26 protein-coding genes and 2 riboswitches are annotated in these 26,054 nt (G+C 72.3%); of the genes, 4 read left to right on the forward strand and 22 right to left on the reverse strand.

Annotated elements, in window-relative coordinates; genetic code table 11:
- Position 1 precedes the first annotated feature (1 nt).
- The 7 genes from gatC to ACZ45Q_RS31180 all read right to left on the reverse strand — a co-directional run bounded on the left by gatC (position 2) and on the right by ACZ45Q_RS31180 (position 8,620).
- On the reverse strand, positions 2-298 hold the full coding sequence (gene gatC, locus ACZ45Q_RS31150; RefSeq protein ID WP_004925108.1) for an Asp-tRNA(Asn)/Glu-tRNA(Gln) amidotransferase subunit GatC: 297 nt from the start codon (positions 296-298) through the stop codon (positions 2-4).
- A gap of 276 nt (positions 299-574) precedes the next feature.
- Positions 575-2,899, reverse strand: coding sequence for a putative bifunctional diguanylate cyclase/phosphodiesterase (locus tag ACZ45Q_RS31155; RefSeq protein WP_468267493.1), 2,325 nt, complete (start codon positions 2,897-2,899; stop codon positions 575-577).
- 262 nt (positions 2,900-3,161) lie between these two features.
- Positions 3,162-5,354: an NAD-dependent DNA ligase LigA gene (gene ligA, locus ACZ45Q_RS31160; protein WP_468267494.1), complete on the reverse strand. Its 2,193-nt coding sequence runs from the start codon at positions 5,352-5,354 to the stop codon at positions 3,162-3,164.
- A gap of 15 nt (positions 5,355-5,369) precedes the next feature.
- Positions 5,370-6,371, reverse strand: coding sequence for a methionine synthase (locus ACZ45Q_RS31165; RefSeq protein ID WP_468267496.1), 1,002 nt, complete (start codon positions 6,369-6,371; stop codon positions 5,370-5,372).
- Positions 6,372-6,560: 189 nt separating this feature from the next.
- Positions 6,561-7,250, reverse strand: a complete 690-nt coding sequence (locus ACZ45Q_RS31170) for an SDR family oxidoreductase (RefSeq protein WP_468267498.1) — start codon at positions 7,248-7,250, stop codon at positions 6,561-6,563.
- A 27-nt stretch (positions 7,251-7,277) separates the two neighbouring features.
- The gene (locus ACZ45Q_RS31175) at positions 7,278-7,817 is read right to left on the reverse strand and encodes an LOG family protein (RefSeq protein ID WP_468267499.1); all 540 of its coding nucleotides are present in this window, start codon (positions 7,815-7,817) and stop codon (positions 7,278-7,280) included.
- Entirely contained in the window at positions 7,814-8,620 is an 807-nt protein-coding gene (locus ACZ45Q_RS31180) for a class I SAM-dependent methyltransferase (protein ID WP_468267501.1), read from the reverse strand. Before ACZ45Q_RS31180 ends, ACZ45Q_RS31175 begins: the two co-directional genes overlap by 4 nt.
- A 110-nt stretch (positions 8,621-8,730) precedes the next feature.
- Here ACZ45Q_RS31180 and ACZ45Q_RS31185 point away from each other — a divergent pair, with 110 nt between their 5' ends.
- Positions 8,731-9,054 carry a DUF427 domain-containing protein gene (locus ACZ45Q_RS31185; RefSeq protein WP_468267503.1) on the forward strand — a complete coding sequence of 108 codons (324 nt, stop codon included), beginning with the start codon at positions 8,731-8,733 and terminating at the stop codon, positions 9,052-9,054.
- 37 nt (positions 9,055-9,091) lie between these two features.
- The gene (locus ACZ45Q_RS31190) at positions 9,092-9,874 is read left to right on the forward strand and encodes an alpha/beta fold hydrolase (RefSeq protein ID WP_468267505.1); all 783 of its coding nucleotides are present in this window, start codon (positions 9,092-9,094) and stop codon (positions 9,872-9,874) included.
- A gap of 98 nt (positions 9,875-9,972) precedes the next feature.
- On the opposite strand, the gene mnmA is transcribed toward ACZ45Q_RS31190, so the two are convergent.
- Complete coding sequence (gene mnmA, locus ACZ45Q_RS31195; protein WP_468267507.1) at positions 9,973-11,103, reverse strand: tRNA 2-thiouridine(34) synthase MnmA; 1,131 nt, start codon at positions 11,101-11,103, stop codon at positions 9,973-9,975.
- A 60-nt stretch (positions 11,104-11,163) separates the two neighbouring features.
- Here mnmA and ACZ45Q_RS31200 point away from each other — a divergent pair, with 60 nt between their 5' ends.
- On the forward strand, positions 11,164-11,877 hold the full coding sequence (locus tag ACZ45Q_RS31200) for an N-acetylmuramoyl-L-alanine amidase (protein WP_468267509.1): 714 nt from the start codon (positions 11,164-11,166) through the stop codon (positions 11,875-11,877).
- Positions 11,878-11,884: 7 nt separating this feature from the next.
- Here ACZ45Q_RS31200 and ACZ45Q_RS31205 read toward each other — a convergent pair whose 3' ends face one another.
- The 4 genes from ACZ45Q_RS31205 to ACZ45Q_RS31220 all read right to left on the reverse strand — a co-directional run bounded on the left by ACZ45Q_RS31205 (position 11,885) and on the right by ACZ45Q_RS31220 (position 14,034).
- Positions 11,885-12,259: a DUF1304 family protein gene (locus ACZ45Q_RS31205; RefSeq protein ID WP_468267511.1), complete on the reverse strand. Its 375-nt coding sequence runs from the start codon at positions 12,257-12,259 to the stop codon at positions 11,885-11,887.
- A 66-nt stretch (positions 12,260-12,325) separates the two neighbouring features.
- Positions 12,326-13,495, reverse strand: a complete 1,170-nt coding sequence (locus tag ACZ45Q_RS31210) for a cysteine desulfurase family protein (protein WP_468267513.1) — start codon at positions 13,493-13,495, stop codon at positions 12,326-12,328.
- A 67-nt stretch (positions 13,496-13,562) separates the two neighbouring features.
- Positions 13,563-13,829, reverse strand: a complete 267-nt coding sequence (locus tag ACZ45Q_RS31215; RefSeq protein ID WP_468267515.1) for a DUF4190 domain-containing protein — start codon at positions 13,827-13,829, stop codon at positions 13,563-13,565.
- 37 nt (positions 13,830-13,866) lie between these two features.
- Complete coding sequence (locus ACZ45Q_RS31220) at positions 13,867-14,034, reverse strand: hypothetical protein (protein ID WP_468267517.1); 168 nt, start codon at positions 14,032-14,034, stop codon at positions 13,867-13,869.
- A gap of 115 nt (positions 14,035-14,149) precedes the next feature.
- Here ACZ45Q_RS31220 and ACZ45Q_RS31225 point away from each other — a divergent pair, with 115 nt between their 5' ends.
- Positions 14,150-14,776, forward strand: a complete 627-nt coding sequence (locus tag ACZ45Q_RS31225; protein WP_468267519.1) for a TetR family transcriptional regulator — start codon at positions 14,150-14,152, stop codon at positions 14,774-14,776.
- 101 nt (positions 14,777-14,877) lie between these two features.
- Here the strand turns inward: ACZ45Q_RS31225 and ACZ45Q_RS31230 are convergent, their stop codons facing one another.
- The 10 genes from ACZ45Q_RS31230 to ACZ45Q_RS31275 all read right to left on the reverse strand — a co-directional run bounded on the left by ACZ45Q_RS31230 (position 14,878) and on the right by ACZ45Q_RS31275 (position 25,633).
- Complete coding sequence (locus ACZ45Q_RS31230; protein WP_468267521.1) at positions 14,878-15,738, reverse strand: thioesterase family protein; 861 nt, start codon at positions 15,736-15,738, stop codon at positions 14,878-14,880.
- A gap of 185 nt (positions 15,739-15,923) precedes the next feature.
- Complete coding sequence (locus tag ACZ45Q_RS31235) at positions 15,924-16,583, reverse strand: trimeric intracellular cation channel family protein (protein WP_468267523.1); 660 nt, start codon at positions 16,581-16,583, stop codon at positions 15,924-15,926.
- Positions 16,584-16,677: 94 nt separating this feature from the next.
- Positions 16,678-17,970 carry an ABC transporter ATP-binding protein gene (locus ACZ45Q_RS31240; RefSeq protein ID WP_468267525.1) on the reverse strand — a complete coding sequence of 431 codons (1,293 nt, stop codon included), beginning with the start codon at positions 17,968-17,970 and terminating at the stop codon, positions 16,678-16,680.
- A complete protein-coding gene (locus ACZ45Q_RS31245; RefSeq protein WP_468267527.1) occupies positions 17,967-18,971 on the reverse strand; it encodes an ABC transporter ATP-binding protein in 1,005 nt (334 codons plus the stop codon). The genes ACZ45Q_RS31240 and ACZ45Q_RS31245 overlap by 4 nt, the downstream gene beginning before the upstream one ends.
- A gap of 6 nt (positions 18,972-18,977) precedes the next feature.
- Positions 18,978-19,934 carry an ABC transporter permease gene (locus ACZ45Q_RS31250; protein ID WP_468267529.1) on the reverse strand — a complete coding sequence of 319 codons (957 nt, stop codon included), beginning with the start codon at positions 19,932-19,934 and terminating at the stop codon, positions 18,978-18,980.
- Between the two features lies 1 nt (position 19,935).
- The gene (locus ACZ45Q_RS31255; RefSeq protein WP_468267531.1) at positions 19,936-20,940 is read right to left on the reverse strand and encodes an ABC transporter permease; all 1,005 of its coding nucleotides are present in this window, start codon (positions 20,938-20,940) and stop codon (positions 19,936-19,938) included.
- Positions 20,941-21,042: 102 nt separating this feature from the next.
- Entirely contained in the window at positions 21,043-22,710 is a 1,668-nt protein-coding gene (locus ACZ45Q_RS31260) for an ABC transporter substrate-binding protein (protein ID WP_468267533.1), read from the reverse strand.
- Between the two features lie 265 nt (positions 22,711-22,975).
- Positions 22,976-23,788, reverse strand: a complete 813-nt coding sequence (locus ACZ45Q_RS31265) for an enhanced serine sensitivity protein SseB C-terminal domain-containing protein (RefSeq protein WP_468267535.1) — start codon at positions 23,786-23,788, stop codon at positions 22,976-22,978.
- A 111-nt stretch (positions 23,789-23,899) separates the two neighbouring features.
- The gene (locus ACZ45Q_RS31270) at positions 23,900-24,727 is read right to left on the reverse strand and encodes an enhanced serine sensitivity protein SseB (protein WP_468267537.1); all 828 of its coding nucleotides are present in this window, start codon (positions 24,725-24,727) and stop codon (positions 23,900-23,902) included.
- A gap of 237 nt (positions 24,728-24,964) precedes the next feature.
- The gene (locus ACZ45Q_RS31275; protein WP_468267539.1) at positions 24,965-25,633 is read right to left on the reverse strand and encodes an AAA family ATPase; all 669 of its coding nucleotides are present in this window, start codon (positions 25,631-25,633) and stop codon (positions 24,965-24,967) included.
- Between the two features lie 181 nt (positions 25,634-25,814).
- Positions 25,815-25,921: riboswitch (glycine riboswitch) on the forward strand.
- Positions 25,922-26,034: riboswitch (glycine riboswitch) on the forward strand. It abuts the riboswitch before it with no gap.
- Positions 26,035-26,054: the final 20 nt, after the last annotated feature.

Below are 26,054 nucleotides of genomic sequence, written 5' to 3' on the forward strand. Positions count from 1 at the left end.
GTTACTCCTCCCCCAGGATCTGCGGCACCTTGAAACGCTGCTGCTCCTGGGCCGGGGCGCCGGAGAGCGCCTGCTCGGGCGTGAGCGACGGACGGACCTCGTCCGGGCGCATGACGTTCGTCAGCGGGAGCGGGTGCGAGGTCGGCGGTACGTCTTGGTCGGCGACCTCGCTGACGCGGGCGACCGCGCCGATGATGTCGTCCAGCTGTCCCGCGAAGTGGTCGAGCTCTTCGGGCTTCAGCTCCAGACGCGCCAGCCGGGCGAGGTGGGCGACCTCCTCGCGCGTGATGCCAGGCATGCAGCGTTCCTCTGGGGTGAGTGTGTGTGGTTTGGCCCAATCCTATGGGTCGCGGGGCCATGCTCGTGAAGCGGATGGGCAGCGCCCCGAAAGGGGCGCGGGGAACCGCGCGACCAGCCACGACAAACCCGCACCCGAAAAACCACCGGCTCGAACAGCGCCCCGCAAGGGGCGCGGGGAACTGCGCGACCAGCCACGACGCACCCGCACCCGCCGGACGACCGGCAGACGCACCCCACAGGACGCGACCACCCCACCCCGCGGAGCACCCGGCGTCTATCCGACCCTTCCGGGGTCGTCCCCCGCCGCCGCCGGCAGGGCGGCGGCGGGCCGCTGCCAGCCCCGCGACCCGCGCGCCCGCAGCCACGCCGTCGTCTCGTCGGGCGGCATCGCCGCGGCCACCAGCCACCCCTGCACCGCGTCGCAGCCCAGGTCCCGCAGCCGCTCCCAGGTCTCGTCGTCCTCGACGCCCTCGGCGACGACGAGCAGCCCGAGGGAGTGCGCCAGGTCGACGGTGCACCGCACGATCTCGGCGTCCTCCGCGTCGACGGCGAGCCGGGCCACGAACGAGCGGTCGATCTTCAGCTCGCTCACCGGCAGCCGGCGCAGATGGACCAGGGAGGAGTACCCGGTGCCGAAGTCGTCCAGGGACATCTTCACCCCGTGCCCGGTCAGCCCGGCGAGGGTGTCGGCGGCGCGCTGCGGGTCCTCCAGCAGGACGTGCTCGGTGATCTCCAGTTGCAGCGCCCCCGCCGGGACGCCGTGCCGGGCCAGCCGGGCGGCCACCGAGCCGGCGAAGCCGGGGGTGTGCACGTCACGCGGGGAGACGTTGACCGCGACCGGCACGAACAGGCCCTGGGAGCGCCACTCGGCGACCTGTCCGAGCGCCGTCTCCAGCACGTACTCCGTCAGGTGGGGCATCAGCCCGGAGGACTCGGCGATCGCTATGAACTCGTCGGGCGGCACCTTGCCCCGCTCCGGGTGCACCCAGCGCACCAGCGCCTCCAGGCCGGCGACCTGGCCGTCGAAGCGGACCTTGGGCTGGTAGTGCAGCTCCACCTCGTGGGCGTCCAGGGCGCGGCGCAGGTCGCCGAGCAGGCCGAGGCGGTCGGGGGTGTTGGAGTCCCGCTTGGATTCGTAGACCTCGACGCCGGTGCGGTCCCGCTTCGCCTGGTACATCGCCACGTCCGCGCGTCTGAGCAGGCCCTCGGCGTCCAGGGCGTGGTCGGGGAAGACCGCGACGCCGGCGCTCGCCTCCAGCACGAGGGTGAGGCCGTCCAGGTCGAGCGGCGAGCCGAGCGCACCGACCAGCTGGCGGGCGATGCGGGTCGCGGACGTGGTGGAGTCGGCGACCGGCAGCAGCACGGCGAACTCGTCCCCGCCCAGCCGCGCGGCCTCCGCTCCGCGCGGCAGGGCCTGGCGCAGCCGGTCCGCGGTCTGCAGCAGCAACCGGTCCCCGGCCAGGTGTCCGAGGGTGTCGTTGACCGAACGGAAACGGTCGAGGTCGATCAGCATCAGGGCGGCGCGGGCGTCGATGCGCTCGGCGTCGTCCAGCGCGGTCCAGATGCGCTCCAGCAGCCACTGGCGGTTGGGCAGGCCGGTGAGGGGGTCGCGCAGCTGCTCCTCGGCGCGGGCCCGGGCGATCCACAGCGTGGAGTCGAGGGCGATCAGCGGGATGGCGAACAGCGGCAGCAGCAGCGGCTGGGCGGCGGCGACCACACAGATCAGCGGCGCGATGCCGAGCAGGGCGACGGCGACCAGGCCCTGTCTGACCAGGGCGGTGCGGGCGGCGGTGGGCAGACCGCCGCGCGGGGAGTGCAGATACCACTGCAGGACGCGGGTGACGGCGAGGTAGGCGACGGCGACCAGCACGACCTTGGGTGCCGCGTAGAGCGTCCAGGTGTCCGGGCTCCAGGGGGACTCCACGGACGGGACCGAGCCGCACACGCCGAGCAGCGCGGCACCGGCGGCGATGCCGAGGATGTCCACCGCGCCGTGCAGCACCCCTTGGCGCCAGCGGCCCCGTCGGGCGATGCCGACCAGGACGACGACGGTGAGGCTGACCATGCCGGCCGGAACCCAGCCGTAGAGCAGCAGCACGGCGAGCGTGAGGGCGGCGCCGGAGCCGGTGCCGCCCCACCAGCGGGAGCGGCCGAGCATCACGAGGTGGCCGACGACGATCCCGGTGAGCAGGGCGAGGGACCAGCCGACCGTGCCGGCCGGGAAGAGGGCGTGGCCGCCGGTGAACGCCCGCAGGAAGCCGGCGCCGAGCACGAATCCTGCGGCGGCGACGATGGCCGCCGGCAACGCGGGCCAGGCCGGGTGCCGTTCGGTCTCGGAGCCGGTCAGGTCCCCGGCGCGCTCGGCGCCCTGCCGGTCGGCCGGCCGGCGTACGGTGCCCCGGCCGGGCGACGCGGGGTGCGGCGGAGTGGGCGCGGCGGGCCGTGCGGCAGCGCCGGCCGGGGAGGTGTGCGGTGCGGCGCCGCGCCCCTGAGCGCCGCCGCCGTGCGCGGACCGCCCGCGGCGGCCGGCGCGCCAGGCGCCCGTCAGGCGACGCAGGCGCAGCCGTGAGCCCGGGGCGGCGCTCTCGGTCGGTTCCATTCCCGTCCCTCTCACAGCCGGCGGTGCCCACGCCACGCGGCCCGATGCCCGACAGCCATCAACGGCTCCGCGTTGGAAAACCCTTCCCCCTGCTCCCCCTGAGCACGGGGATGCCCCGACCGCAGCTGGGCACGGCAGGCGCACACCTCAACAGTAGGCCGCAGAAGGCTTCCACGGGCACCGGTCGTCGACGGTTGCCCGAATGCGCCCCGGCCACCCGTATGCATCTGATATGCGCCGATCGGGTGGCCTTCAACCGCTATTACTCGGCCGAAAGCGCGGCGTCCGCGGCGGCCTCGGGGCCCTGCTCCAGCAGGACCGTGAAGCCGTCCTCGTTCAGTACCGGCACCTTCAACTGCATCGCTTTGTCATACTTCGAGCCGGGATTGTCGCCCACTACGACGAACGAGGTCTTCTTCGACACCGAACCGGTCACCTTGGCGCCCCGTTCCTGTAGCGCCTCCTTGGCGCCGTCCCGGGTGAAGTTCTCCAGCGTGCCCGTGACCACCACGGTCAGGCCCTCCAGCGGACGCGGCCCCTCGTCCTCGCCGGTCGACTGCTCCTCCAGCGGGACTCCGGCGGCCTTCCACTTGCGCACGATCTCGCGGTGCCACTCCTCGGCGAACCACTCCTTGAGGGAGGCGGCGATGATCGGGCCGACGCCGTCGGTGCCCGCCAGTTCCTCCTCCGTGGCCTGTTCGATGCGGTCCACCGAGCGGAACTGACGGGCGAGTTCCTGAGCGGCCACCGGGCCGACGTGACGGATGGAAAGCCCGTTCAGAAAACGGGCCAGCGGGCGGGTCTTGGCCTCCTCGATGTTCCTCAGCAGGGCGAGGGTGTTCTTCTTGGGCTCGCCCTTCTGGTTGGCGAAGACCGTGACGATCTTCTCCTCGCCCGTCTTCGGGTCGCGCTTGGGCAGCCCGCTGTCCGGGTCGAGGACGTAGGCCTTGATGGGCAGCAGCTTCTCCACCGTCAGGTCGAACAGGTCGCCCTCGTCGGCCAGCGGAGGTTCGGCCGGCTCCAGCGGCCGGGTGAGCGCCGCCGCCGCGACGGCCCCGAAGTGCTCGATGTCCAGGCACTCCCGGCCCGCGAGGTAGGAGACGCGCTCTCTCAGCTGGGCGGGGCACGTACGGGCGTTGGGACACCGCAGGTCGATGTCGCCCTCCTTCATGGCCCGCAGCGGCGTCCCGCACTCCGGGCACTCGGCCGGCATCACGAACTCCCGCTCGCTGCCGTCCCGCAGGTCCACGACCGGGCCGAGGATCTCCGGGATGACGTCACCGGCCTTGCGCAGCACCACCGTGTCACCGATGAGCACACCCTTGGCCTTGACGACCTCCTGGTTGTGCAGGGTGGCGAACTCCACCTCGCTGCCGGCCACCGTGACCGGCTGGACCTGGGCGTACGGCGTGACCCGGCCGGTGCGGCCGACGCCCACCTTGATGTCGACCAGCTTGGTGTTGACCTCCTCCGGCGCGTACTTGTACGCGATGGCCCAGCGGGGGGCGCGGGCCGTGGAGCCCAGCCGGCCCTGGAGGCGGATCTCGTCCAGCTTGACGACGACGCCGTCGATCTCGTGTTCGACCGAGTGGCGGTTCTCGCCGTGGTACGCGATGAACTCGCGCATGCCCTGGAGGTCGTCGACCACCTTGTTGTGCCGGGAGGTGGGCAGGCCCCACTCCTTGAGCAGGTCGTAGGCCTGGGAGAGGCGGGTCAGGCCCTGGTAGCCCTCCAGGGCGCCGATGCCGTGGACGACCATGTGCAGCGGGCGGGTGGCGGTGACGCGCGGGTCCTTCTGGCGCAGTGAACCGGCCGCCGCGTTGCGCGGGTTGGCGAACGGCTTGTCACCGGCCTCGGTGAGGCGCTTGTTCAGCTCGTCGAACTTCTCCATCGGGAAGTAGACCTCGCCGCGGATCTCCACGAGGTCGGGGACCTTGTCGCCCTTCAGGCGCTCGGGGATCTCCGCGATGGTCCGCACGTTCGGCGTGATGTCCTCGCCCGTGCGGCCGTCGCCGCGGGTCGCCGCGCGGACCAGGCGACCGTGTTCGTAGGTGAGGTTGACGGCCAGGCCGTCCACCTTCAGCTCGCACAGGAAGTGGTACTCCTGCTCGCCCAGCTCGCGGTGGATGCGGTCGGCCCAGGCGGCCAGCTCCTCGTCGTTGAACGTATTGTCGAGGGAGAGCATGCGGGAGCGGTGCTCGACGGCCGTGAACTCCGTGGCGTAGGAGCCGGCGACCTTCTGGGTGGGGGACTCCGGTGTGCGCAGCTCCGGGTACTCCTCCTCCAGCTGCTCCAGGGAGCGCAGCAGCCGGTCGAACTCCGCGTCGCTGACGACGGGGGCGTCCTTCACGTAGTACCGGAAGCGGTGCTCCTCGATCTGCTCAGCGAGCTGCACGTGCTTCTCCCGCGCCTCGGCGGGCACGTTCGTCGTCTCCGCTTGCTTGTCGCCGGCCACCGTGTTGTCCTCCCGTTACTCTGGGTTGTCCGCGAGGGATCTCGCCGCCCGGACGCAGTGGGCGAGCGCACGGCGGGCGTACTCGGGGGACGCGCCCGCGAGTCCGCACGTCGGCGTGAGGGTCACCGCCTCCGCGAGAAGCCCCGGAGACAGCCCCAGCCTGCGCCACAGCGTCCTGACACCCATGACGCTACCGGCAGGGTCTGACAACGGGCCGTCCGTGGACGGCACGACACCGGCGAACAGCCGGGTGCCGCCCTCCACCGCCTCGCCGATCGCCTCGTCGTCACGCTCGGTGAGGAGTGAGAAGTCGAAGGAGACGCCCGTCGCGCCGGCCCGGCGCAGCAGGGCGAAGGGGACGTCCGGGGCGCAGGAGTGGACCACGGTGGGGCCGCCGGCGTGCGCCGCGAGGACCTCGCGCAGGGTGGACTCCACGACCTGGCGGTCGACGGCGCGGTGGGTGCGGTAGCCGCTGGCCGTCCTCACCTGTCCGCGCAGGACGGAGGTGAGGGACGGCTCGTCGAGCTGGAGGACGACGCGGGCGCCGGGGACGCGGCGGGCGACCTCCGCCAGGTGCCGGCGCAGGCCCTCGGTGAGGGAGGCGGCGAGGTCGCGGCAGGCGCCGTGGTCGGAGAGGACGGCCTCGCCGTTCCTCAGCTCCAGCGCGGCGGCCAGTGTCCAGGGGCCGACGGCCTGCACCTTCAGCGGGCCCTGGTGTCCCTGGGTGAACTCCTCGAGGGCGTCGAGGTCCTCGCCCAGCCAGGAGCGGGCCCGCCGGGTGTCGCGGCCCGGGCGGTCGCCGAGGCGCCAGCCGCTGGGCTCCACGTGGGCGTACAGCTCGACGAGGAGGCCGATGGTGCGGCCGGTCATGTCCGCGCCGGGGCCGCGGGCGGGCAGCTCAGGGAGGAAGGGGAAGTCCTCGAAGGTGCCGGTGGCGGTTTTGACGGCCTCTCGGGCGTCCTGGCCGGGCATGGAGCCGATGCCGGTGGCGGGGCCGAAGGGGGTGTTGTCGTTCACGGGGTGAAGCGTACGCAGGGGGTGCGGGGAGGGGTTTTCGCCCCCGCCGCCCCTACCCGTTCCCGTCCCCTGGAGGCTGCGCCCCCAGACCCCCCTTTTCGGCCTGACGGCCTCGTCCTCAAACGCCGGACAGGCTGAAAATTCAGCCGCTCCGGCGTTTGAGGAGCGGGGGTCCGGGGGCGGAGGTCATCACCTGCCGGGGCGGACCGTCAGGTCGTTGACTTCCGCGTCGCGGGGGAGGTCGAGGGCCATGACGATGGTCGTGGCGACCGACTCGGGGTCGATCCACTTCGACGCGTCGTACTCCTTGCCCTCCTGCTGGTGGACCTTGGCCTGCATGGGACTGGCCGTGCGCCCGGGGTAGACGGACGTGACGCGGACGCCGTTGCCGTGCTCCTCCTGCCGCAGCGCGTCGGCGAGCGCCTTCAGGCCGTGCTTGGAGGCGGCGTACGCGGCCCACTCGGCGTGGGCGTTGAGGCCGGCGCCGGAGTTGACGAACACCACGTGCCCCCGGGCGACCCTCAGCTGGGGCAGCAGCAGCCGGGTCAGCTCGGCCGGGGCGAGGAGGTTGACGTCGAGCTGGTGGCGCCAGGTCCTGGGGGTCAGATCGCCGACGGGGCCGAGGTCGACGACGCCCGCGACGTGCAGCAGGGAGTCGACCCGCTCGGGCAGCGTCTGGTGGGAGAAGGCCCAGGAGAGCCGCTCCGGGTCCGACAGGTCCCCGACCAGTGTGCGGGCGCCGGGGAACTCGGCCGCCAGTTCCTTGGCTCGGCCGGCGTCCCGGGCGTGCAGGACGAGGTCGTCGCCGCGCTGGTGCAGCCGGCGGGCCACGGCCGCGCCGATGCCGGAGCCCGCTCCGGTGATCACATGTGTAGCCATGTCCGCCATGCTCGCATCACGCCGGCCTCACGCGACGCCCCGGCTCTCCTCCAGGTAGGCGAGCGCGCCGACCGGCTCTTCGGCGAAGAACACCAGGTCGGCCAGGGGGCGGGGCAGGAAGCCCTCGTCCTCCATGCGGCGGAACTGCTCCTTGAGTCCGTCGTAGAAGCCGGCGGTGTTCAGGAGCACGACCGGCTTGTCCGTGTGGCCGTGCTTCTTCAGTTCCAGGATCTCCGTGGCCTCGTCGAGCGTGCCGGTGCCGCCGACCATGATCACCACGGCGTCGGCCTTCTCCAGCAGCAGCCGCTTGCGCTCGGCGAGGTCGCGGGCGACGACCATCTCCTCGACGCCCTTGCGCGCCCGGTCGGAGAGGAACGTGACGGACACGCCGAGGAGCCGGCCGCCGGCCTCCTGCACGCCGTCGGCGACCACCTTCATCAGCCCGACGTCCGAACCGCCCCACACCAGCGTGTGGCCGCCCTTGCCGAGCAGTGTGGCGAACTCCCGCGCGGGGCGGGTGTAGCGCTCGTCGAGGTCGGCCGCGGAGAGGAAGACGCAGATGTTCATGCGTCCACGGTACGGGCCGCCTCCGACAGCGCCGTCACGCGGATCTTGGACTGGCGGTGCGGCAGCTTCTCCCAGTCGTCCATGAAGCGGGCGGCCAGACCGTGCCGGGCGGCGAGGTCGACCAGCGTGCCGGTGCGGTAGTAGAAGTCCTCGCGCAGCACCTGGTGCTCCGTGCCCTCGGTGCGGTCGAAGGTGAAGTCGAAGAAGCCGCCGGGGGCGAGCACCCGGCCGACGTGGGCGAAGCACTCCTCGATGACGTGCCGCGGTGAGTGGGAGAAGACGCTGTGCGCGTGCACGACGTCGAAGTGGGCGTCGGGCAGGAAGGCGAGCGTGAGGTCGTCGGCGAGGGTCAGGTGGGGCAGTTTGGCCTGGAGGCCCTCGCGGACGAGGGTGTCCTGGGCGGCGAGCAGGATGTGCGGCGAGATGTCGATGCCGTAGTAGTGGCCGGTGTCGAGGTAGTCGATGAACAGCCGTCCGGCGCGGAGGTTGCCGCAGCCGATGTCCAGCATCCGGTGGTGCGGCTTCAGGCCGTGCCCGACCAGGTAGTCGAACTGCATGCGGCCGATGCGCTCCCAGCTCTCGCGGGAGGGGTTGTGGCCGACGGCGGCCTCGGCGCTGCGGGCCGCGTCGGAGGCCATCACCGCCCGGTAGTAGGCGATGTGGTCGCCGCGGTAGCGCAGCCGCAGCCAGGCGTCCCGCGCGGCGCGGCGGGCGTGGGCGGGTACGCGCCCGGGGTGGCGCAGGGCGTACCGGGCCTGGTGGGCGAGGCTGCTGCGGTTCCTGGCGGTCGGCGTGGCTGCCACGGGGGTCCTCCTGCGGTTGCGCGCCGGGGCGGGGCGGGTGCCGGACGGGGAAGAACTGGGCTTCAGGGTGCGCTGTACTCGAGGACTCGGCTACCCAAGGAGGAGCGACCGTGACCGCTGGACACGAGATCACCATCGATCGGAGCAGCCGGCACGTGCGCGTGGTGCACGGCGACCAGGTCCTGGCCGAGAGCGACGGGGCACTGGTCCTGCACGAGACGGGCTGTCCGGACCGCTACTACATCCCGGCCGGGGACGTGCGGCTGGACCTGCTGACACCGTCCGAGACGCACACGTACTGCCCGTTCAAGGGCACGGCCTCCTACTGGTCGCTGCCGGGCGCGGCGGACCTGGTGTGGGCGTACCCCGACCCGAAGCCGGAGGTGCGGGAGATCGCGGACCACCTGTGCTTCTACGAGGTGGAGGTGTCGTGAGGGATTAATCTCCCGTCGTAGGGCAGTCTGCACTGGCATGGAGCACACAACGCTTTCGCGCGACGGAACGCGGATCGCCTACGAGCGCACCGGGCAGGGACCCGTGGTCGTCCTGGTCAGCGGCGCGATGTCGACGGGCGCCACGATGGCCCCGCTGGCCGCCCGGCTGGCGGGGCGGTTCGAGGCCGTCGTGTACGACCGACGGGGGCGCGGGGAGAGCGGTGACTCGCCGCCGTACGCGGTGGAACGCGAGGTGGAGGACCTGGCGGCGCTGATCGAGGCCGTGGGCGGCGAGGCGTCCCTGTACGGGGTGTCGTCGGGTGCCGCGCTGGCGCTCAGGGCGGCGGCGGGCGGGCTGCCGGTGCGCCGGGTGGCCGTGTACGAACCGCCGTACGCCATGGACGACTCGGGCGCGGCGGCCCGCGCGGAGTACACCGAGAGGCTGACCGAGGCGCTGCGGCAGGACCGGCGCGGGGACGCGGTGGAGCTGTTCCTGCGGCTGACCGGCCTCGGCGAGGAGATGATCCGGGGCGCCCGGCAGTCCCCCATGTGGGCCGGCATGGAGGCGCTCGCGCCGTCCCTCGCCCACGACGACGCGGTGATGGGCGACGGCCGGGTCCCGCGCGAGCTGCTCGCCTCCGTCACCGCGCCGGTGCTGGCCCTGGCGGGCGAGGCGAGTCCGGGGTGGATGCACCAGGCGGCCCGCGCGGTCGCCGAGGCCGTCCCTCAGGGCGGGTACGGCGTGCTGGACGGCCAGAGCCACATGGCGGAGCCGGGGGTGCTGGCACCGGTGCTGACGGAGTTCTTCACGGCGTCCTGAAGGAATTCCTCATGGCGCCCTGAACGGATTTCCTCACGGCGCCCTGAAAAAGTTCCTCACGGCGCCCTGAACGGCGGTGACGGGTCGGCCGGAGCGCCTCAGACCGCCCCGGCCGTCGCCCGGACCGTGGAGGCGATGGTCGCCGAGCCCACCACGCGCGTGCCGTCGTACAGCACGATCGCCTGGCCGGGGGCGACGCCGCGGACCGGCTCGGCGAAGGTCACCTCGAGCGCGCCGTCGACGACCTCGGCGGTCACCTCGGTCTCGTCGCCGTGGGCGCGCAGCTGGGCGGTGTACGTGCCGCGGCCGGCCGGGGGCGCGCCGCACCAGCGGGGCTTGACCGCGCGCAGCGCGCCGACGTCCAGGGCGTCGGCCGGGCCGACCGTCACCGTGTTGGTGACCGGGGAGATGTCCAGGACGTAGCGGGGCTTGCCGTCGGGGGCGGGCCTGCCGATCCTGAGGCCCTTGCGCTGGCCGATGGTGAAGCCGTAGGCGCCCTCGTGGGTGCCGAGCTTGTTGCCGTCCTCGTCGACGATGTCGCCCTCGGCGCGGCCGAGGCGGGAGGCGAGGAAGCCCTGGGTGTCGCCGTCGGCGATGAAGCAGATGTCGTGCGAGTCGGGCTTCTTGGCCACGGCCAGTCCCCTGCGCTCGGCCTCCGCGCGGATCTCGTCCTTGGTGGTGACGGTGTCGCCGAGCGGGAACAGCGCATGGGCGAGCTGGCGGTCGTCCAGGACACCGAGCACGTACGACTGGTCCTTGGCCAGGTCGGAGGCGCGGTGCAGCTCGCGGGTGCCGTCCTCCTTGAGCACGACCTTCGCGTAGTGGCCGGTGCAGACCGCGTCGAAGCCCAGGGCCAGCGCCTTGTCCAGCAGCGCGGCGAACTTGATCTTCTCGTTGCAGCGCAGGCAGGGGTTGGGGGTGCGCCCCGCCTCGTACTCGGCGACGAAGTCCTCCACGACGTCCTCGCGGAAGCGGTCGGCGAGGTCCCAGACGTAGAAGGGGATGCCGATGACGTCCGCGGCGCGGCGGGCGTCGCGGGAATCCTCGATGGTGCAGCAGCCGCGCGCGCCCGTGCGGAACGACTGGGGGTTCGCGGAGAGCGCCAGGTGGACGCCGGTCACGTCGTGCCCCGCCTCGGCCGCGCGGGCGGCGGCGACGGCGGAGTCGACCCCGCCGGACATGGCGGCGAGGACGCGGAGGGGGCGGGTGCGCTGCGGGGTGTCAGTCATAGCCCTTCCAGGGTACGGGGGGCCGGGAACCGGAGCCCGCGCATATCCGTTGACGATCACATGGGCGCGAGAAGGCGATCCGAGGGCGGATCGAAGGCGGGGGCGAGCGGGGCCGGGGGCGGTGCGAAGGACGGCGACCGGCGGATCGGCCGGCGGGCGCTGCTCGTCGGCGGTGCGGCGGCGGCCGTCGGTTCGGCGGTGCTGGCCCGCGACGAGCTGGGCCGGCTGTGGTGGCGGGTGCCCGGCGTGGAGAAGCCGCGCAAGCCGGGCGAGGTCGACTACCGGGGCGCGACGTGGGTGGCGGCGTCGGACGCCAACTGGCGGCGCGCGGACCGGCCCGACGACTTCGGCATCGACATGGTGATCGTCCATGTCACGCAGGGGAGTTTCGCGAGCGCGGTGAAGGCGTTCCAGGACCCGGGGCACCGGGCGGCCACGCACTACATCGTGGGCCAGGACGGGCGGGTCGCCCAGATGATCCGCGAGCTGGACGTGGCGTACCACGCGGGCAACCGCGACTACAACGAACGCAGCGTCGGCATCGAGCACGAGGGCTTCGTGGACCGGCCGCAGGACCTCACCGACGCGATGTACGAGGCGTCGGCGCGGCTGACGGCCGGTGTCTGCGCGCGGTACGGCATACCCGTCGACCGGGAGCACATCATCGGCCATGTGGAGGTGCCGGGCACGGACCACACCGATCCGGGCCCGCACTGGGACTGGGACCGGTACATGGAGCTGGTGCGCCGGGCGCGTACGGCGGCACCCGCCTGATCCCGGCTCAGAGGAGCGCGGCGAGCAGGGCGGCCGCCGGTGCCAGTCCCTGCCCGAGCGCGCCCCGCCACAGGCGCGGGAAGGAGATGGCGAAGACGACCGCGGAGACGGCCAGGAAGGCGCACAGGAAGAGGACGAGCGTGCGGCCGGCCGTGGTGTCGCCGGTGTGCAGCAGGACGACTCCGGCGAGGAGTCCCAGGCCGAGAAGGATGTTGTAGACGGCGACGCCGGAGCGCCACAGCGTCACCTCGGGCGCGTCCGCCGTGGAGGTGGTGAGGAAGCGCCGGACCGCAGGGCGGCCGTAGCAGAAGCGCTCCAGCACGCCCACGACCAGATGGATCACGGCCGTGAGCACGGCGAGGACCTGCGTGACGACGTTCACACCCGGAGTGTCCGGCGCCGCCCCGCGCCCGGCAACCCGCGCGGAGCACCGCCGAAGCGCCCGGGTCTACGTCAGTCCCGCCGCCCTTGCCCGTTCCACCGCCGGGCCGATGGCCTTGGCGAGCGCCTCGACGTCGGCCTCGGTGGAGGTGTGGCCGAGGGAGAAGCGCAGGGTGCCGCGGGCCAGGTCGGGGTCGGTGCCGGTGGCCAGCAGGACGTGGCTGGGCTGGGCGACGCCGGCCGTGCAGGCGGAGCCGGTGGAGCACTCGATGCCCTGGGCGTCGAGGAGGAGCAGCAGGGAGTCGCCCTCGCAGCCCGGGAAGGTGAAGTGCGCGTTGGCCGGCAGCCTGCCCTCCGGCGCCGGGTCGCCGCCGAGGACCGCGTCCGGGACCGCGGCGCGCACCGCCTCGACCAGGGCGTCGCGCAGGGCGCCGATCTCCCGGGCGAACCAGTCGCGCTGCTCGGCGGCGAGCCGGCCGGCGACCGCGAAGGAGGCGATCGCGGGGACGTCGAGGGTGCCGGAGCGGACGTGGCGTTCCTGGCCACCGCCGTGCAGCACGGGCACAGGGGCGTGCTCGCGGCCGAGGAGGAGCGCGCCGATCCCGTACGGGCCGCCGATCTTGTGGCCGGACACGGTCATCGCGGCGAGGCCGCTGGCTCCGAAGTCGACCGGCAGCTGACCGACGGCCTGCACGGCGTCGGCGTGCAGCGGGACGCCGAACTCGGCGGCGGTCTCGGCGAGTTCGCGCACCGGCAGGACGGTGCCGATCTCGTTGTTGGCCCACATGACGGTGGCGAGGGCGACGTCGTCGGGGTTGCGGGCGATGGCCTCGCGCAGCGCCTCGGGGTGGACGCGGCCGTAGCGGTCGACGGGGAGGTACTCGACGGTGGCGCCCTCGTGTTCGCCGAGCCAGTGCACGGCGTCGAGGACGGCGTGGTGCTCGACGGGGCTGGCCAGCACCCGGGTGCGGGCCGGGTCGGCGTCGCGGCGGGCCCAGTACAGGCCCTTGACGGCGAGGTTGTCGGCCTCGGTGCCGCCGGAGGTGAAGACCACCTCGCTGGGGCGGGCGCCGAGCGCCTCGCCGAGCGTCTCGCGGGCCTCCTCGACGGTGCGCCGGGCGCGGCGGCCGGCCGCGTGCAGGGAGGAGGCGTTGCCGGTGAGGCTCAGCTGCGCGGTGAGTGCCTCGACTGCCTCGGGAAGCATCGGGGTGGTCGCGGCGTGGTCGAGGTAAGCCATGGTGACGCCGATTCTACGGCCCGCCGTGCCGGGTCCCGGCGCCCGGTCGGCGTCTTCGGCCGAGGGCTCAGAAGCTCCACGACACGGTGTTGTCCGCCTGCACGAACGCCAGCAGGACCAGCAGGTCGGCGACGCCCAGGCCGAGGCCCAGCAGGGCGCGCCCGGGGCGGGCGGTGCCCCGCCACAGGGCCACGCTCGCCAGGACGATGGCGATCGGCCCCAGGAACACGTTGAGCACCAGGAGGCCGAGCAGGCCGAGGACGAAGGACGCGACGGCCATGCCGTCGGTGTCGCGGACACCGGTGCGGCGGGTGGCGGGTGCGGTGAGCTGCATGGTGGTCTCCTTGCTCTGCCTGGTCTCGCGGCTGCGGTCAGCGGGCGGAGGTGCCACGGCGGCCGCCGTGGCGCTCGCGGAGGGCGAAGACGCCGAGCCAGACGGCGATGACGGCGCCCAGGGCGACGGAGAAGCCCAGCGGCGCGTGGGCGACGGTGCCCAGCACGACACCGAGCAGCAGGAGCGCGGCGACGAGAAACAGCATGGTGCCAATCCCCCAAGCTTCGGTGAACGGTCGTGGTAACACTTGTTCACTGACTACCCAGTCTAGCGTGTCGCGTCGCTTTTCAATTCCAGAGAACAGTTGTTAACTGCATGGCATGAGTCACACCCTCGGCACCCGGCAGGCGCAGAAGCAGCGGACCCGGCAGGCGCTGCTGGACGCGGCGCTGGCCCTGCTGGAGGAGCAGAGCCTGAGCAGCCTGGGTCTGCGCGAGGTCACCCGCGCCGTCGGCATCGCACCGACCGCGTTCTACCGGCACTTCGGCTCGACGGCGGACCTCGGCGTGGCACTGGTCGAACAGGCGCTGGGCAGCCTGCATCCGACGATCCGCACGATCGTGGCCACGGTCGGCGACCGCGACGAACGCATCGTCCGCGCGGTGGAGTTGATCGCCTCGCACGTGGACGCGTACCCCGCCCACGTCCGCTTCATCGCCCGCGAGCGGCACGGCGGGGTGCAGCCGGTGCGCGAGGCGATACGGGCCCAGCTGGAGCGCTTCGCCGAGGAGGTGAGCGCCGAACTGGCCAAGGACCCGGTGTCGCGGGGCTGGAGCGACGAGGACCTGATGATGCTCGCGGGCCTCTACGTCGACCAGATGCTCAGCACGGCCTCACTGTTCCTGGAGCCGCGGACGGCGTCGCCAAAGGAGCGCCGGCGCGTCACCGAGCTGGCGATCCGCCGACTGCGCCTCATCGGCATCGGGCGCCGGCACTGGCTGGACTGACGGCGGCCCGCGGGGCCCGGCCCTCGGCGCCGCGGGGCCGACGGGGCCGCGGAGCCGACAGGGCCGCGGGGGCCGCGGGGTCGACGGGTCGCGGGGACCGCTCAGCCGAGCCGGACGCGGGCCAGCTGGCGGGACTGGGCCACGAGACGGTCGGCGCTGTCCCAGACCTCGGCGTCCTCCTCCAGGAAGCCGCCGGCCAGATTGCGGGTGGTGATGGACACGCGCAGCGGCCCCGGGGCCGGGCGGCAGCGCACGTGCGCGGTGAGCTCGATCGTGGGCACCCAGCCGGTCAGCCCCAGCTCGAACGCGGTGGGCGGCAGCGCGTCCACGGCCAGCAGCAGCGAGAGCGGGTCGGCGTCCCGGCCGTCGGCCAGCCCGAACCAGCCCCGCATCTCACCCTTGCCGGACGGCCGGCCGAGCGCCCACCCGAGGGTGGCCGGGTCCAGCTTGAGCATCAGCCGGTCGGTGATGGCGGAGCTGCCGGGGACCGGGGCCGGGCCGTCACTTGCGCCGAAGCACTGCTCGACCGGCGGGAGGGCGGGCGGCTTGGCCGTGGTGCGCACGTCGTCCGGCAGCGCGTCCAGGTCTCCGTAGGAGGCGAGGACGCGGATCCGCTCGACCTCGGCGCCCTGCTCGTCGTACTGGAAGAGGGAGGCCTGGCCGGTGGAGAGGGTGCGTCCGGTGCGCACGGTCTCGGTGCGGACCACGGCCGGGCCCGGCTGGGACGCGGTCAGGTAGTGCGCCGATACGGTGAACGGGTCGGGGTGCGGGAGGGCGTCGGCGAGGGCGCGGCCCAGCACGGCCAGCAGATAGCCGCCGTTGACGGCGTTGATGATCGTCCAGCCGGCGGAGAGGTCGATGTCGTAGAGACCGGGCGCGCGCCGGGTCACGGCCGTGTCCCGGTCGAACTCGCTGTCACCGATGGCGGCCCGGGCGGCCGGGGCGGAGGCTGCTTCTGGCATGGCTGAACGGTACAACAACGTACTACTAAGCGGTAGCTTTTGATCTCGGCCGGGCCATGAGGCGGCTCACGCCCCTCGGGCACTCGTCCCGGACACTCGCCCTCGGCTCGCTCCCCCTCCCCCTCTGCTCGCTCCCCCTCCCCCTCCCCCTCTGCTCACTCCCCCTAGGCTCACACTGCCTCCGCTCACTCCCCCTCCGTCACCGTCGACCGCCGGTTCCAGGCGCGCGGCGCCCGCCAGTGGAAGCGCATGGCCAGCAGCCGCAGGGCGAAGGCGGTCGCCGCCGCCAGCGAGCTGGTGAACGGGGTGAGGATGCCGTAGCGGATGCACAGGGCGACCATGGCGGCGCCCACGATCGCCGGGACCGCGTACAGATCGCGGTCCCAGCGCAGCAGCGACGGCACCTCGTTGGCGAGCACGTCCCGCAGCACGCCGCCGCCCACCGCGGTCGCCAGGCCCAGACAGGCGGAGGCGGTCAGGCCGAGCCCGTACTCGTACGCCTTGGTGGTGCCGGCGACGCAGAACAGGCCGAGGCCTGCCGCGTCGAAGACGTTCACGCCGGCCTGGATCCGCTCCACGTGCGGGTGCAGGAAGATCACCAGCAGCGCGGCGAGCAGCGGCGTGACGAAGTACCCCAGGTCCGTGAAGGCCGCGGGCGGCACGGCGCCGATGACGAGGTCGCGGAAGAGTCCGCCGCCGAGGGCGGTGGCCTCGGCGAGGACCGCGATGCCGAACACGTCGAAGTTCTTGCGGACCGCGAGCAGCGCGCCGGAGATCGCGAAGACGAAGATGCCGCCCAGGTCGAGCGTGTGCTGGACGGACGGGGTGAAGAATTGCTCGAGCACCCGTACATACTCGCCGAACGGCGGGACCCCGCCTCACGGAGCGAGGCGGGGTCCCGTCACCCGTCAGTCCCGCGTCACGGGAACCGCGCGGACCCTAGGACGTCTTGTCGGCCTTCCGGGCCTCATGAGATTCCGCAGATTTCTCGGCCTCTTCGGTCTTCTCAGGCTTCTGGGATTTCTCAGGCTCCCCGGCCTTCTGGGCCTTCTCGCCCTCGTCCGAGGCGTCCGCGGCCTTCTCCGCCTCCTGGGGCTTCTCCGCCTCGCCCCCGGACTGCTTCGGCACCTTCACGGGCTCCGGCTTCGGCTCCGGCTCGCCCGGGGACGCGTCGGACGGCGTGTGGTCCGCCACGTTCTCGCGCGCGGCCGACACCACCTCGCCGGTGGTCCGCCGCAGCGTGCCGGCCGCGATCTCGGCGGCGTAGTGGCAGGCCACCCGGTGGCCGCCGCCGACGTCGGTGAGCTCGGGCCGGTCGGTCGCGCAGAGCGTCTCCTGCACCCACGGGCAACGGGTGTGGAAACGGCAGCCGGTGGGCGGGTTCGCCGGCGAGGGCAGGTCCCCGGTGAGCAGGATCCGCTCGCGCGCGTCCTCGACGTCCGGGTCGGGAACCGGCACCGCCGACATCAGGGCCTTGGTGTACGGGTGCCGCGGCTCGGCGTACAGGGCGTCGCTCGGCGCCTCCTCCACCAGGGCGCCCAGGTACATCACGCCGATCACGTCGGAGATGTGCCGGACCACGGCGAGGTCGTGGGCGATCACCACATAGGTCAGGCCCAGCTCCTCCTGGAGCTCCTCCAGCAGGTTGATCACCTGGGCCTGGATGGACACGTCCAGCGCGGAGACCGGCTCGTCGCAGATGATCACGTCGGGTTCCAGCACCAGGGCGCGGGCGATGCCGATGCGCTGGCGCTGGCCACCGGAGAACTCGTGCGGGTAGCGCGAGAGGGCGTTGGCGGGCAGCCCCACCTTGGCCAGGATCGCCTTGATCTTCTCCCGGCGCTCCTCCTGGGTGGCGCCGATGCCGTGGGCGAGCATGCCCTCGGTGAGGATCGACTCGATGTTCTGGCGGGGGTTGAGGGAGCCCAGCGGGTCCTGGAAGACCATCTGGAGGCGGCGCCGGAAGCGGCGCATCTCCTCGTCGGGCAGCTTGGCCAGGTCGGTGCCGTCGAGGACGACCCCGCCCTCGGTGATGGGCACCAGGCGCAGCACCGCCCGGCCGAGGGTGGTCTTGCCGCAGCCCGACTCGCCGACCAGGCCGTAGGTCTCGCCGGCCTCGACCTTGAGCGAGACGCCGTCGACGGCGTGCACGTGGCCGACGGTGCGGTCGAAGAGGACGCCCTTCTTGACCGGGAAGTGGACCTTGACTCCGTCCAGTTCGAGCAGGCTCATGCGGGGACCTCCTCGGCCCGTGCGTCGTCGAGTACGGGGTGGACGCACCGCACCTGGTGCCCGGCCGCGCGGGGCTCGGTCAGGGCGGGGGTGCCGTTCAGGCAGTCCACCTCGTAGCGGTCGCAGCGCGGGGCGAAGGCACAGCCGTCGGCCCAGGCGATCCGGTCGTTGATGGAGCCCCTGACCGGGGTGAGCGCCTCGCCGCGCGGCGCGTCCAGGCGGGGGATGGAGCCCAGCAGCCCGTGCGCGTACGGGTGAGTGGGGTGGGCGAACAGCTCGCGGCGCCCGGCGGACTCCACGACCTTGCCCGCGTAGAGGACGTTGACCTCGTCGCAGAGCCCGGCGACCACGCCCAGGTCGTGGGTGATCATCAGCAGGGCGGTGCCCTCCTGGTCGACCAGTTCCTTGAGCAGTTCCAGGATCTGTGCCTGGATCGTCACGTCGAGCGCCGTGGTGGGCTCGTCGGCGATCAGCAGCTTCGGGGCGCACGCCACCGCCATGGCGATCAGCGCCCGCTGGCGCATGCCGCCGGACATCTGGTGCGGGTACTCCTTGAGCCGCCGGGTCGGGTCGGGGATGCCGACCCGGTCCAGCAGGTGGGCCGCCTCCTTGCGGGCGGGCTCGCCCTTCAACCCGCGGTGCCGTTCCAGGATCTCGGTGACCTGGACGCCGATCGGGACGACCGGGTTCAGGGAGGACAGCGGGTCCTGGAAGATCATGGCCATGCGGCTGCCCCGCAGGTCGCGCAGCGCCTTGGGGCTCATGGTGAGCAGGTCGGTGCCGTCGAAGTCGGCCCGGCCGCCGGTCTCGACGCCCTTGCGGGGCAGCAGGCCCATCAGCGCCAGGGAGGTGACGGACTTGCCGCAGCCGGACTCGCCGACCAGTCCCACGACCTGGCCCTGGTCGACGGAGAAGGACACGCCGTCGACCGCGCGGGAGGCCTTGCGGCCGTGCTGTCCGCCGAAGGTGACGGTCAGTTCGTCGACTGAGAGAAGTGGCATGGTGGTTCAGCTCCGCAGCTTCGGGTCGAGGGCTTCCCGCATGGCCTCGCCGAGCAGGGTGAAGCCGAGGGCGGTGATGATGATGCCGACCGCCGGGTAGACGGCCATCATCGGCGCGTTGTCGAAGAAGCGCTGGGCCTGGGCCAGCATGACGCCCCACTCCGGGACCGACGGGTCGGGGTTGCCGAGCCCCAGGTACGACAGCGCGGCGGCCTCGATGATCGCGGTGGCCAGCGAGAGCGTCGCCTGCACGATCACCGGGCTCAGCGAGTTCGGCATGATCTGCGTGACGACGATGCGGCGGCGGCGCACGCCGAGGGCACGGGCGGCCAGGACGTAGTCGGTGCCGCCCTGGGCGAGCATCGAGCCGCGCAGCAGCCGGGCGAAGATCGGCACCTGGACGACACCGACGGCGATCATCACCGTGGTCAGGGACTGGCCCATGACGGCGGCGACGGACACGGCCAGCAGCAGGGAGGGCAGCGCCAGCATCATGTCGATGACGCGCATGATCAGCGAGTCCAGCCGCTTGCCGGGCTCGCCGCCCAGCGTGGCGGCGGCGCCCGAGAGGCCGCCGATGAGGAAGCCGACGGTCAGTCCGATCAGGGTCGCCACGACACCGACGAGCAGCGTCTGCCGGGCACCGACCAGCATGCGGGAGAACATGTCCCGGCCCAGGTGGTCCAGGCCGAACCAGTTGTCACCGCGCGGGCCGACGAACTGGCCCTGGTTCACCAGGACTTCACCGCGCCAGGTCTGTGCCGTGGGGGCGTAGGGCGCCACCCAGGGGCCGATGACGGCGAGGACGACGAACACGGCGATGATGGCGGCGCCGATGATCGCCATCTTGCTGGACTTCAGCCGGCGGAAGGCCTCCCGCCACAGGCTGGCGCCGGTCGTGGACTCGTTGTGTGCGGTGAGCTCCGCGAGGCGCTGGATCTTCTCGGTTTTGGTGGTGCTCACGTCAGTGCACCCGCACTCTCGGGTCGATGAGGCTGTACGCCACGTCCACCAGCAGGTTGATCAGGACGTACGTGATCGCGATGAACATGATGAAGCCGACCAGGACCGGATAGTCACGGCCGTCGATCGCGGTCCGGATGAAGGAGCCGATCCCGCCGAAGGAGAAGACGGACTCGGTGAGGACGGCGCCCGACAGCAGCGATCCGGTCAGCAGACCGACCGCGGTGACCACCGGCAGCATGGCGTTGCGCATCACGTGCCGCTCACGCACCACGCGCCGCCGCAGACCCTTGGATTCGGCGGTGCGGACGTAGTCCTCGCCCAGCACCTCCAGGACGCTGGCGCGGGTCATGCGCACGATCACGGCGAGCGGGATGGAGGCCAGCGTGATGGCGGGCAGGATCAGGTGATGGAGCGCGTCCAGGGAGGCGTCGAACTCCCCGGTGAGGATGCCGTCCAGAATGGCGAAGCCGGTCACGTCGGTGGCGTCGATGCCGGTGGACTGCCGGCCGTAGCTGGGGAAGAGCCCCAGGTTGACCGCGAAGACGCCCTTGAGGATGAGCGCCAGGAAGAACACCGGGATGCAGATGCCGACGAGCGAGCCGGAGACGGCGGTGACGTCCAGCCAGCCGCCCCGGTTGCGGGCGGCGAAGTAGCCCAGCGGGACGCCGACCGCGATCGCGATGATCATGGCGGTCACGGACAGTTCGACCGTGGCCGGGAAACGCAGGGTGAACTCCTCCCAGACCGGTTGCCCGGTCTGCGTCGAGGTCCCCAGGTCGAGTTCGGCGATCCGCTTCAGGAAGCGCCAGTACTGCACGTGCAGGGGCTCGTCGAGCCCCAGGGCACGGTTGATGCGTGCCACTTCGGCCGCGGTGGCCTTCTCCCCCAGGATCGCTGAGGCGGGTCCGCCGGGCAGTCGGTTGAGCCAGAGGAACAGCAGGACCGACAGGCCGAGCAGGGTGGGAATGAGTTGGAGCAGTCGTCGTACGACGAGACGCAACACCCCGCATGCCCCTTTCTTACGAGTGTGCCTTCATGAACGGGTCCGCCCGGCCGCCGAGGTGCAGCAGCCGAACGGACCCGTGGGTGATGCCTGTCTTTCCGCTTACTTGAAGGAGACTTCCGCGAAGTTCTCCTGCGTCAGCGGGGAGACCTTCGGCGGGTTGACGTCCTTGCCGAACGCGATGGCCGGCGGGGACGAGGAGATCGGCAGACCCGGCAGGTAGTCCATGATCGCCTCGTTGGCCTTCTTGTACGCGTCGGTGCGCTGCGCCGGGTCGGCGAACTCGGAACCGGCGTTCACCGCCTCGAACACCTTGTCGTTCTTGAAGCCCCACGCCTTGTCGTAGTGGGCGAACCAGGTGCCGATGAAGTTGTAGCCGTCGTTGAAGTCACCGGTCCAGCCCAGCATGTACAGCGGGCAGGCACCCGCCTCGGTGGCGTCCACGTAGTCCGGGGTCCACTTCATGGGCTTGGGGTTGACCGTGATGCCGGCCTTCTCCAGGTCGGCCTTCATCAGCTCGAACAGGTCCTGCGGGGCAGGCATGTACGGGCGGGTGACCTCGGTCGGGTAGCAGAAGTCGATCTTCAGGCCGCTCTCGCCGGCGTCACCGAGGAGCTGCTTGGCCTTGGCCGTGTCGAAGGGGTACTTCTTCACGTTCTCGGAGAAGCCCGCGACGGTGTCCGGCATGAACTGCGTGGCCACCTTGCCGCCCTCGGGCAGCTGGGTCTTGACGAGGTTCTCCCGGTCGATGGCGTGCGCGATCGCCTCGCGGACCTCCTTCTTCTTCAGCGCGGGGTTCTTCTCCTGCGTCATGCCGAGGTAGAGGAGGTTGAAGACACCACGGGTCGGGACCTGGAAGCCCTCGTTCTCCAGGGTCTTGACGTCGGCCGGCGAGACCAGGTCGTAGCCGTCGATGTCACCGGCCTGGAGCGCCTGGCGGCGGCCGTCCTCGGTGTCGATGGTGCGGAAGACCAGGTTCTTCACCTTGGCCTTGTCGCCCCAGTAGTCGTCGAAGCGGGTGAGGGTGACTTCCTTGTTGCCCTTGTTCCACTTCGCGATCTTGTACGGGCCGGTGCCGGCGACGAGCCCGGCCTCCTGGCTGTACTTGGGGTACGAGATGGCGTCGCCGGCGGCCTTCGCCTCCTGCTTCTCGTACTCCTTGATGGCCTTCGGCGAGTGGATGGCCAGGGCCTGGAGCGAGAACCCGCCGGGCAGGTTCGCCGACGGCTTCTTGACCTCGATGACGGCGGTGTTCTCGTCCTTGGCGGTGCAGGACTTGTAGTTCGCCTCGGGCGTCTCGGGGTCCTCGTTCTTGGCGAAGCCGCCCATGATCTTCTGCCAGTAGTACGACACCGCGCTGGACTGGTAGGTGCCCGTCCAGTTGAACCAGTGGTCGTAGTTGGCGCACACGGCGGCGGCGTTGAACGTCTCGCCGTCGTGGAACTTCACACCCTTGCGCAGGTTGAAGGTCCAGACCGTGCCCTTGTCGTTGCTCTCCCAGCTCTCGGCGAGGCCGCCGACGAGCTTCGTGCCACCGGGCTCGTGCTCGATGAGCGCTTCGAAGGCCTGGCGGGTGACCCGGAAGGTCTCGCCATCGCTCGCGAGGGCCGGGTCCAGCGACGCGGGGTCACCCGGGGCACCGAACACGAACGTGTCCTTGTCGCCCTTCGAGTCTTCCTTGTCTCGTTCACTGGCACAGCCGGTGGCGATCAGGCCGACCGCCAACGCGGCCGTGATCGCCCTGGCGGCGCGGGATCTGGATATGCGCATAGGGAGGCCACTCCGGGTTCCGCTGAAGGGAATGCATTGTTGACCGCCTGAACACTACAGACGGGACACGCCCCGGAGAACAGTCCGGATAGCGGTGATACCTACCTGAGATCTGAACACTCGATAAATCGGATGCTTCCGGTACATCAAGGGTGTGGGCGGTTAACTCGGCTGACACGGAAAGGAGTTCGCAGGTCACACGCGGTCAGGCCGGGGCGTCCCGAAATGCGGCGGGTCCCGCCGGAGCCGTCCGAGGAGCGGACGGTCAGTAGGCACCGGGGGCGGCGGCGCCGGGCTGGTGGCCGGGCGCCGGCGGATATCCGTAGCCGCCGGCGGGGGCGGCGCCGTGGGCCTCGCGGTCGTAGAAGGGCCGGGCGTTGGCCCGCAGCCACAGGGCGACCGGGTCGTACGCGTCGGACATCGCCACCGTGGACACCGGCAGCCCGTCGGGGACGGCGCCGATGGACTGCTGCATCATCGCGCGTACCGCGTCCACGGCCGGCGGGGAGGTGTCGTACACGTCCAGGCCGATGGCGAGATACGGCGCTCCGAGGGCCGGCTGCACCCAGGCGCGGCGCAGCGACCGGACGGCCGGGGTGCGGTGGGCGTTCTGGGTGAGCAGGGCGTAGAACTGCGGGATCTCGATGGCCGGTTCGGACAGCCGCAGGGGCCCGGCGGGCTGGCGGTCCAGTCCGGTGGCGATGCGGCGCAGATCGAGCCAGGGGATGCCGACGCCGCCGCCGGGTGCGTGCGGGTTGAGCCACAGGCCGTAGTGGTCGGGGTAGAGGGCGCGGGCCACTTCCAGGCCGTCGACCACCTCGTACGAGCGGTTCCAGCCGCTGGCGGACAGCTCCTGGGCGGAGGTCACGCAGGGGGCGTAGCCGGCCCCGTCGACCTCCATGCGGCCGTACTGGGCGTCCGGGGAGCCGGCCTGGCCGTGCCACAGCAGCATCCACACCTGGCCGGAGGCGGGGGTCGCGAGGGCGCGCAGGAGCGCCTCGTAGGCGTCGTAGCGCCCGGGCGTCACCTGGCGCAGCATGTGCTCGACCTGGCCGGTCGCGGTGCCGCTGGCGCTCACGTGTATCGCCCCTCCTGGAGGTCTCCCCGGTTATGAAACCAGCTTAAGTGGCTCCGCGGACCGGGGGGCGCCTCGGAGCTCGGGTTCACTTGTGCGCGGGCGGGTGCGCGTTCACGAGCGCCGTTCGTAGAAGGGGCGTACCCGCTCCCGCAGCCAGGTGCAGACCGGGTCCTCGGCGGCCTCCAGGAGGACCAGGTTGACCGGCCACGGTGCGGGGGCCCCGGCCAGGGCGCGGCCCAGGGCCTCGAGCGGCAGCGCGCGGGCGTCGCCCTCCCAGTGCGTCAGTTCGACGCCGACGAACAGGACCGGGTCGGCGGTCTCGATCGCGGCGAGGCAGCGGCGGGCGGTGCGGACCACGCCGACGGCGTCGAATTCGGCGGAGGCGGCGGAGAGGAAGCCGACCGGGTCGTCCTGCCAGTCCGGTTCGAACAGCCGGACCCGGCCGCCGCCCGCCGGGCCGTCCAGCGGGGTGCGGCCCGCCCGGCACAGCTCGGCGACGGCGGGCGGCGGCAGGGGTATGCCGACCGTGCCCTCCGGGTTCACGATGATGCCGACCTGCGGGGGCAGCCCGCGGGCGAACTCCGCGGCGGGGGCGATGGCGTACGCCATGTGCGCCCCGGCGACCTGGCGGAACTGCTCCTCGGAGCTGAACACCGGGACGTAGGCCTGGCCTTCGATCTCCATGCCGGGCAGGTCCAGCGGTCCGCTGTCCGGGCCGCCGCCGGACGGCAGCGGCACCCAGACGAAGCTGCGTCCGAGCACCTCGACGACACGGCCGCCGGCGGACGGCGCGCCGAGGGCGGCCGACAGCACCTCCTCCAGCTCGTTGCCCGGCCATCCGCCGTGCGGCTGGGGGTGCGCCTGCGCCGGGAAGCCCGCCGGGGCGCCCGGGAACCCCGAGGGGTCCGGGAAGTCCGGGGAGCCAGCTGGGAAGTCCATCTTCTCCTACCGCCTGGTCGAACCGCTGCTGTGGCAGAAAAGGCTAACCCGCGAGGCCGCCGGCGCCCCCGTCGCCCGTACACCCGCCGGCCCCGCACCCTCCGCGGACGCCGCCGCCCCCTGCGACCGGCCCCGCCGCCGGTCCCGAACCTCCGCGGACGCCCGCCGGCCCCGCGCGCCGAGCACGCCCCGCGCGCCGGGCGCGCCCCGCAGGCCTCGCGGGCGCCCCCGCGGATGTCAGCCGGTGAAGCCGATGCGGCGCAGGGTGTCCGCCGCCGGGCGGTCGAGCAGGACGGCCGAGGCACAGCCCCGCGGCAGGACGCCCTCGGCGGCGGAGCGCAGCAGACGGTCGGTGGCCGCGCGGTGCCGGCGGAAGGCGTACCGGGAGACGCCCCGGCCGCGCTCGCGCTGTCCGGCCAGGGCCGCCTCGGCGCTCACGTCGAGCAGCAGCAGGTGCAGGCCGGTGCCCCGGCGGCGCGCCTCCCGGGCCAGCCAGGCCCGCACCCAGGCCTGGGTGCCGCAGTCGTGGACGACGACGCCCTCGCCGGAGCGCAGCGCGCGGCGCAGCCCGGCGTAGTGGGCGAGCCGGACCAGGGGGCGGTAGAGGGCGTACGGCAGCAGGCGGGGCGTGCGGCGGTCCCAGCGGTCGCGGGTGTCCTGGGAGTCGATGCGCACGCCGCGCACCGTGCGCCGCATCAGCGTGGACTTGCCGCTGCCGGGCAGGCCCGTGACCACGACGACGTCGCCGGGCCCGAACAGCAGGGCGCGCGGACTGCGGCCGGCCCTCTCCCGCAGGTCGCGGACGACGGGTGCGCTCTGGTCGGCGCACGCCCGGCGGGCCGGGGCGGCGGGCTGCTTGGGCAGCGCCAGCCCCGAGGTCGTGGCGTACGCCGTGGTCCTGTTCACCGTGATCGTCCTCCCCTGGGGCGGTTCACGCGTTCCCGTCCCCGTCGAGTGTAAAGAGAAGGTAATGCGGGAGTCTCGCGCTTTCGTGTGCGTGCTGCCACAACCCGGTCACAAAGAGCTTGCTCTGCCACGAGCGGACGATGCGTGCAATGATGTGCCCGCCAACTGCATACCGGCCGTTTGAATCCGCGCGGGAGAGTTCCCAGCCAGTCGTCGTACTCGTGCTGGGGCGCCGAAGGAGCAAGTCCCTCCCTTGAATCTCTCAGGCCCCGTTACCGCGCGGGCGAGGCACATCTGAAAAGCGGGCCGCCGCGGCGGCCCCACCCAAGGTGCAAGTCCTGGCCGCCCGCCCGACGGCGGTCATGGCGAACCTCTCAGGTTCCGATGACAGATGGGGAGGACTCACCTCGCCCGTTTCGCG

The organism is Streptomyces sp. NPDC031049, from assembly GCF_055571015.1.

What these genes read in the sequence shown, in the direction of transcription:
- gatC (WP_004925108.1), bottom strand. Translation starts at nt 298, where the DNA reads ATGCCTGGCATCACGCGCGAGGAGGTCGCCCACCTCGCCCGGCTGGCG.
- ACZ45Q_RS31155 (WP_468267493.1), bottom strand. Translation starts at nt 2,899, where the DNA reads ATGGAACCGACCGAGAGCGCCGCCCCGGGCTCACGGCTGCGCCTGCGT.
- ACZ45Q_RS31170 (WP_468267498.1), bottom strand. Translation starts at nt 7,250, where the DNA reads ATGGCTACACATGTGATCACCGGAGCGGGCTCCGGCATCGGCGCGGCC.
- ACZ45Q_RS31175 (WP_468267499.1), bottom strand. Translation starts at nt 7,817, where the DNA reads ATGAACATCTGCGTCTTCCTCTCCGCGGCCGACCTCGACGAGCGCTAC.
- ACZ45Q_RS31190 (WP_468267505.1), top strand. Translation starts at nt 9,092, where the DNA reads ATGGAGCACACAACGCTTTCGCGCGACGGAACGCGGATCGCCTACGAG.
- mnmA (WP_468267507.1), bottom strand. Translation starts at nt 11,103, where the DNA reads ATGACTGACACCCCGCAGCGCACCCGCCCCCTCCGCGTCCTCGCCGCC.
- ACZ45Q_RS31200 (WP_468267509.1), top strand. Translation starts at nt 11,164, where the DNA reads ATGGGCGCGAGAAGGCGATCCGAGGGCGGATCGAAGGCGGGGGCGAGC.
- ACZ45Q_RS31210 (WP_468267513.1), bottom strand. Translation starts at nt 13,495, where the DNA reads ATGGCTTACCTCGACCACGCCGCGACCACCCCGATGCTTCCCGAGGCA.
- ACZ45Q_RS31215 (WP_468267515.1), bottom strand. Translation starts at nt 13,829, where the DNA reads ATGCAGCTCACCGCACCCGCCACCCGCCGCACCGGTGTCCGCGACACC.
- ACZ45Q_RS31220 (WP_468267517.1), bottom strand. Translation starts at nt 14,034, where the DNA reads ATGCTGTTTCTCGTCGCCGCGCTCCTGCTGCTCGGTGTCGTGCTGGGC.
- ACZ45Q_RS31225 (WP_468267519.1), top strand. Translation starts at nt 14,150, where the DNA reads ATGAGTCACACCCTCGGCACCCGGCAGGCGCAGAAGCAGCGGACCCGG.
- ACZ45Q_RS31230 (WP_468267521.1), bottom strand. Translation starts at nt 15,738, where the DNA reads ATGCCAGAAGCAGCCTCCGCCCCGGCCGCCCGGGCCGCCATCGGTGAC.
- ACZ45Q_RS31240 (WP_468267525.1), bottom strand. Translation starts at nt 17,970, where the DNA reads ATGAGCCTGCTCGAACTGGACGGAGTCAAGGTCCACTTCCCGGTCAAG.
- ACZ45Q_RS31245 (WP_468267527.1), bottom strand. Translation starts at nt 18,971, where the DNA reads ATGCCACTTCTCTCAGTCGACGAACTGACCGTCACCTTCGGCGGACAG.
- ACZ45Q_RS31260 (WP_468267533.1), bottom strand. Translation starts at nt 22,710, where the DNA reads ATGCGCATATCCAGATCCCGCGCCGCCAGGGCGATCACGGCCGCGTTG.
- ACZ45Q_RS31270 (WP_468267537.1), bottom strand. Translation starts at nt 24,727, where the DNA reads ATGGACTTCCCAGCTGGCTCCCCGGACTTCCCGGACCCCTCGGGGTTC.